Annotated in this window: 6 protein-coding genes and 1 pseudogene; 5 read left to right on the top strand and 2 right to left on the bottom strand. The window is 66.0% G+C overall.

Annotated elements, in window-relative coordinates; genetic code table 11:
* The 3 genes from AC1DOC_RS15380 to AC1DOC_RS15370 all read left to right on the top strand — a co-directional run.
* On the top strand, nt 1-1,362 hold a 1,362-nt coding region (locus AC1DOC_RS15380; RefSeq protein WP_478130034.1), incomplete at its 5' end, for a dihydroxy-acid dehydratase.
* Between the two features lie 20 nt (nt 1,363-1,382).
* Entirely contained in the window at nt 1,383-2,093 is a 711-nt protein-coding gene (locus tag AC1DOC_RS15375; RefSeq protein WP_478080881.1) for a ribonuclease activity regulator RraA, read from the top strand.
* 46 nt (nt 2,094-2,139) lie between these two features.
* Entirely contained in the window at nt 2,140-3,123 is a 984-nt protein-coding gene (locus AC1DOC_RS15370; protein ID WP_478130033.1) for a Bug family tripartite tricarboxylate transporter substrate binding protein, read from the top strand.
* A gap of 103 nt (nt 3,124-3,226) precedes the next feature.
* Here the strand turns inward: AC1DOC_RS15370 and AC1DOC_RS15365 are convergent, their stop codons facing one another.
* A complete protein-coding gene (locus AC1DOC_RS15365; RefSeq protein WP_478080880.1) occupies nt 3,227-4,735 on the bottom strand; it encodes a PPC domain-containing protein in 1,509 nt (502 codons plus the stop codon).
* A 284-nt stretch (nt 4,736-5,019) separates the two neighbouring features.
* On the opposite strand from AC1DOC_RS15365, the gene AC1DOC_RS15360 reads away from it, so the two are divergent.
* Entirely contained in the window at nt 5,020-5,292 is a 273-nt protein-coding gene (locus AC1DOC_RS15360) for a type II toxin-antitoxin system Phd/YefM family antitoxin (protein ID WP_478080879.1), read from the top strand.
* A gap of 4 nt (nt 5,293-5,296) precedes the next feature.
* Complete coding sequence (locus tag AC1DOC_RS15355) at nt 5,297-5,683, top strand: type II toxin-antitoxin system PemK/MazF family toxin (protein WP_478080878.1); 387 nt, start codon at nt 5,297-5,299, stop codon at nt 5,681-5,683.
* A 138-nt stretch (nt 5,684-5,821) separates the two neighbouring features.
* Here the strand turns inward: AC1DOC_RS15355 and AC1DOC_RS15350 are convergent.
* Nucleotides 5,822-6,107, bottom strand: a pseudogene (locus AC1DOC_RS15350) (ABC transporter ATP-binding protein); the annotation flags it as partial.

The raw sequence follows: 6,107 nt of genomic DNA, 5'->3' as shown, positions 1-6,107 counted from the left end.
GGCTGCGACAAGACCACGCCGGGCCTCACGATGGGCGCGCTCTCCATGGGGCTGCCCTTCATCTATCTGCCGGCCGGCCCGATGCTGCGCGGCAACTGGCGCGGGCAGGTGCTGGGCTCGGGCTCGGACGCCTTCAAGTACTGGGACCAGCGCCGCGCCGGCCAGCTGAGCGACCAGGCCTGGCAGGAGATGGAAGCGGGCATCGCGCGCAGCCACGGCACCTGCATGACCATGGGCACCGCCGCCACCATGATGGGCATCGCCGAGGCCGTGGGCTTCACGCTGCCGGGCGCCTCGAGCATTCCGGCGGCCGATGCCAACCACGTGCGCATGAGCGCCGAATGCGGCCGCCGCATCGTCGAGATGGTGTGGGACGACCTCACGCCCGCCCGCATGCTCACGCGCGCCAACTTCGAGAACGGCATCGCCTGCGCGATGGCGATGGGATGCAGCACCAACGCCATCGTCCACCTGATCGCCATGTCGCGCCGCGCGGGCCATCCGGTCACGCTGGACGACTTCGATGCCGCGAGCCGCCGGGTGCCGGTGGTGGCCAACATCCGGCCGAGCGGCGACACCTACCTGATGGAAGACTTCTTCTATGCGGGCGGCCTGCCTGCGATGCTCGAGCGCATCCGCGGCCACCTGAAGACCGAGGCGCGCACGGTCAACGGCCGCACCCTCGGTGAGAACATCGCGGGCGCCGAGGTATTCAACGACGACGTCATCCGCCCGCTCGCCAACCCCATCTATGCCGAAGGCGCGCTGGCCGTGCTGCGCGGCAACCTCGCGCCCGACGGCGTGGTGATCAAGCCCAGCGCCTGCGCGCCGCACCTGCTGCAGCACACCGGGCGCGCGCTGGTATTCGACGACTATCCGGCGCTCAAGCAGGCGGTGGACGATCCCGCGCTCGACGTGACCGGCGACGACATCCTGGTGCTGCGCAACGCCGGCCCCAAGGGCGCCGGCATGCCCGAGTGGGGCATGCTGCCGATCCCGACCAAGCTGCTCAAGCAGGGCGTGAAGGACATGCTGCGCCTGTCGGATGCGCGCATGAGCGGCACCAGCTACGGCGGCTGCCTGCTGCACTGCTCGCCCGAGGCCGCCGTGGGCGGGCCGCTGGCATTGGTGCGCACGGGCGACCGCATCACAGTGGACGTGCCCGCACGCACCATCCATCTCGAAGTGAGCGACGAGGAACTGGCCCGCCGCAAGGCCGCCTGGACACCGCCGCCTGCGCGCTACGAACGCGGCTACGGCTGGATGTTCGGCCGCCACATCCTGCAGGCCAACGAGGGCTGCGACTTCGACTTTCTCGAAACCACCTTCGGCCGGCCGGTGCCCGAGCCAGACATCTTTTGAAGACCTGAACGGAGACCCACGTGAATCCCCAAACCCGCGAGAAGCTGATGAAAGTCAGCACCGCCACCCTGTGCACGGCGCTGTTCAAGCGCGGACTGCGCAACCAGTTCATCCAGGACGTGCATCCGCTCGACCCGACGCTTCCCAACATGGTCGGCGAGGCCTTCACGCTGCGCTACATGCCGGCGCGCGAGGACCTGAACCCGATCACCGTGTTCAACGACCGCAACCATCCGCAGCGCCAGGCCGTGGAGCAGTGCCCGGTGGGCGCGGTGCTGCTGATGGACAGCCGCAAGGACGCGCGCGCCGCCTCGGCCGGCGGCATCCTGGTGAGCCGGCTCATGAAGCGCGGCGTGGCCGGCGTGGTCACCGACGGGGGCTTTCGCGACAGCCCCGACATCGCGAAGCTCGGCTTTCCCGCCTACCACCAGCGCCCGAGCGCGCCCACCAACCTGACCTTGCACCAGGCGATCGACGTCAACGTGCCGATCGGCTGCGGCGACGTGGCCGTGTGGCCCGGCGACGTGGTGGTGGGCGATGCCGAAGGCGTCATCGTGATTCCGGCGGCCATGGCCGACGAGGTCGCGGCCGAGGCCACCGAGATGACCGTCTTCGAGGACTTCGTGCAGGAGAAGGTGCTCGAGGGCCGCTCCATCCTCGGCCTCTATCCGCCGACCGACGAGCAAAGCCGCACCGAGTTCGCCGCCTGGCGCGAGGCCCGCGGGCGCTGAAGCCGGGCTTTTTCCGACGACGACCAACGACAACAGAGACAACACCATGCCCTTCATCCAACGCGCCGCGGGCCTCCTGCTCGCCGCACTCGCATTGGCCCCGGCCGCGGCCCTCGCACAAGCCGAATGGCCGGCCRCCAAGACCATCACCTACGTCGTGCCCTTCACGGCCGGCGGCTCCACCGACATCGTGGGCCGCATCCTGTCGAACAAGCTGCAGGAGAGCCTTCACCAGTCGGTGGTGGTGGACAACAAGCCGGGGCAGGCCGGCGGCATCGGCGCGGCCTACGTGGCCAAGGCCGCGCCTGACGGCTACACGCTGTTCGGCGGCACCATCAGCACGCACGCCATCAACGCCAGCCTCTACAAGAAGCTGCCCTACGACCCGATGAAGGACTTCGAGCCCGTGTCGCTGGTCGGGCGGCTGCCCAACGTGCTGATCGTCAACAGCCAGCTCGGCGTGAACTCGGTGGCCGAACTCATCGCGCTGCTCAAGAAGGACGAGTCCAAGCGCACCTTCGCATCGTCCGGCGCCGGCACCTCGACRCACCTGGCGGGCGAGATGTTCGCCGACATGATCGGCGTGAAGCTCACGCACGTGCCGTACAAGGGCACGCCGCCGGCCATGACCGACGTCGCGTCGGGCCTGGTGCCTTTCATGTTCGACCAGGTGACGGCCGCGCTGCCGCTGGTCAAGAGCGGCCGGCTCAAGCTGCTGGCCGTGACCACCGGCAAGCGCATCGCGCTGGTGCCGGAGCTGCCGACCATGATCGAGTCTGGCGTGCCGGGCTTCGAGATGTCGTCGTGGCAGGCCGTGTATGCGCCCAAGGGCACGCCCAAGCCGATCGTGCAGCGCCTGAACGCCGAGATCGTCAAGGCGCTGAAGCAGCCCGACGTGCAGGCCAAGCTCTCGGGCCAGCTGGCGATGGAGATCGTCGGCAGCACGCCCGAGGAACTGCGCGACCACATGGCGCGCGAGATCCCGCGCTGGGCCGAGCTGGTGAAGAAGTCGGGCGCGACCGCGGACTGAGAATCTGCCTGGAGCTCCCACCCCTCTCGCGGCACATCAGACCGAAGCTTTCGCCGCCGACGCCGAGCCGGGTGCACCGCGAAAGCTCTTCAGGAGGCGGGCCTCAGTCGTAGCTGGCGGTCAGGCCGACCGACGAGTAGGCGCTGCGCCCGTGGATCGCGATGTAGAAGTCGCCAGGCAGGGGATTGCTGATCGCGATGGCTTCGTTGCTGCCGTTGACGTAGGGGCGATAGTCCCAGGCCGTCAACGACGGAAGTGCGCCGAGGCGGACGTACATGTCGCCATCACCACCGCCGACGGGGCCGGTCATGTTGACGTTGAGTTGCGCGACGCCGGGTGGGACGGTGATCCTGTAGTAGCTCCAGCTGTCGGTGCCGCCGGCCAGGCCTTGGACGGCCTGGTTGTCCAGGAGCTGCACAAGGGGCGGGCGGGTGTCCATCTTGAAGGAGCGCACCATGACGTCCCATCCGGTCCCGGCAGAGGTGCTGACCCATGCCACTGCAAAATTTCCCACCGGGTCCATGGCCAGCAGCGGGTTGGCTCCAAATTGCGGTTGTGGCGGGTCGACTCGGAATTCATCGGCAATCGGCGTTCCGTCGCTGCGAAATTGTCTGGCCGCCAACGTGGAGCTTTGCGGGCCGCCGACCACGCCGCTCGATGCAATCCATGAAACGACAAAATCGCCGTTCTCTGCAACTCCCGGGTTCGGCCCGGGTTGGCCTTCGTGGATGCGCTGGTTGACTCGCACCACTCCGCTGCCGGGGTTGCCATTCGCGTCATAGGCGCGCGCGTAGATGTTCCAGGTGTAGTTGTCATCCTGGGAAGCACTCCAGCTGATGACGGATCTTCCGCCGGGGTCCATGGCAATGCGGCCGCCTGAACTGTAGATCGACCGGATGGCGCCGACGACAAGCGCCGGAGTCAACGCAACACCTGCGCGGCTGAAGCGCTGGATCATGATGTTGGATTGGTTTGCCGTGGGACCGGGCCTGGTCGCAAATGACAAAGCGATGTTGCCTGCATCGTCGGTGGCAACCGAACTGGGGCCGGAGAGCTTGTCCGGGGCATCCGATGCAACGATGACTTCGGGACCGAGGGGAACTCCGCGGGTATTGAATCGCCTGATTGCAATCGTACGAGGCGCCCCTTCCGAGGCCGAGCGCGAGTAGGCGGCGGTGATGTTGCCATCCGTGTCCATGCTGGCGACCGTGCTCGATGAATCCGGAGTGGTTTGGAAACTGGAGAGCAGATTGCCGCTTCTGTCATAGGCCGTGACTCTTCCCGGCTCGCTTCCGAAGACGAAGTTGCCGATACGGTCGACCGAGAAATTCGCATACGCCGGAGGCGCCTGGATCGGGAGTTTGGTCAGATACGGCGTTCCTGACGACCTGATTCTTTGAGCGTATGTGGCATTTGCTGCGGCGTCGGACCAGATCAGAAGTTTCTCGCCGTTCGATCCTGCGGAGAAGTAGACCGGACGCTGGTTGCCCGCGGTGGCGGTATTCACCATGACGGGATCGCCGAGCGGCGCGGCCTGCGCCTGAGGAGCAGCGGCAAATCCCGACAGGCAGCCCAGTGACATCAAAAGTCGTCGCAGCAAGGTATGAGGCATGGCTTCCTTCTTTCCCCGGTTGGCATCAGAGTGCGCCCCTCGATCCGCAGGACATGATGTCGGGGTCGATGAAGTTGTCAACGTAGAGTTAAGTTGCCATCGGTGCTCCGCGTAGGCCTTTTCGGCAGCGGTAGTGCACGGGTGGTTCGAATCGCGACCTCAGTACGGCAAAGCAGGTCGTGTGCGTGCTGCAGATGCGGGTATGGCGCGAAAGCCCAGCGTGGCAAGGATGCCGCCTTCTTGCAGGCTGGACGGAATTTGCGAAAAATACGGAAAACACGGAGATGATCGTGATCACTGTTCCTTCCACCGAGTTCGCCAAGAACTTCGGCCACTATCGCGAGATCGTCCAGCCCGAGCCTGTGGCAGTCACGAGTCACAACCGTGTGACGGGCTACTTCATCTCCCGGAAGGAGTTCGACGAGCTTGTGCGCCTGAAGGCTCGTGCCACGAAGGCCTATGCCGTGCAGGACCTACCCGAAGAGGCGATTCGGGCCCTTGCAAATAGCCGCATGGATGCGCGGCACGACACGCTGAATGAACGCCTAGGCGATTGAGCGAATGGCCTTTCCTGTGCCCGAGGTGGGCCTTGTGGTGTCCTTTGCCTATCTATGGAGTCACGAGCAACAGAGCGGAAGCACCGAAGGGGCAAAGAATCGCCCCTGCGTCATCGTGACGGCCGTGGAGGAAGACGAGGGGCAGGCCGTTGTCACAGTGTCGCCAATCACGCACTCGCAACCCGAGGATGCGTCGTCGGGGATCGAAATTCCACCAAGGGTTAAAAGTCACCTTGGGCTGCACGGCGAAAGGTCGTGGGTGATCTTGACCGAAGTCAATCGCTTCACGTGGCCGGGCTATGACTGCGGCCAATTGCGACCGGGGATTCGCGTGTCGATTACGGGTTCCTCCCGCCAGCCTTGTTCGACCAGATCAAGGCGGGAATTCTGACCGCGATTCGTTCGGGCAAGCGAGCCACCACGTCAAGGGATTGAGACCGGATCGGTCGACCGTGCGCGAACTCGAAGGCCTTCCGCGCCGCGCCCGCACCCAACCGTCCGCCGCGCCCCCCGCATTCACCCGAAACCTTCAAGCCGCCAGCCGCCGCTCCTCGCTGCCCAAGGCCATACCCTCGGTATCGAAGAAATGAAGCGAGGCCGGCGCGATGGCCAGGCGCAGGGTGCCCGAGAGATCCGCCGCGGCATCGGGCGCCATGAGCACCAGCTCGCCGAGCGACGAGCGCAGATAGCAGTACGCGCGGTCGCCCAGCTGCTCGACCGCCAGCGTTTCGCAGCCCTGCAGTTCGAGCAGCACTTCGCCGAGGGCAGGTTCGCCGATGCGGGCCTGCTCGGCGCGAAAGCCCAGCGTGGTGGGC

Source organism: Variovorax sp. 01T439_2 (assembly GCF_056398445.1).
This window is presented reverse-complemented; position numbering and strand designations above follow the sequence as displayed.

What these genes read in the sequence shown, in the direction of transcription:
- AC1DOC_RS15365 (WP_478080880.1), bottom strand. Translation starts at nt 4,735, where the DNA reads ATGCCTCATACCTTGCTGCGACGACTTTTGATGTCACTGGGCTGCCTG.
- AC1DOC_RS15355 (WP_478080878.1), top strand. Translation starts at nt 5,297, where the DNA reads ATGGCCTTTCCTGTGCCCGAGGTGGGCCTTGTGGTGTCCTTTGCCTAT.
- AC1DOC_RS15360 (WP_478080879.1), top strand. Translation starts at nt 5,020, where the DNA reads ATGATCGTGATCACTGTTCCTTCCACCGAGTTCGCCAAGAACTTCGGC.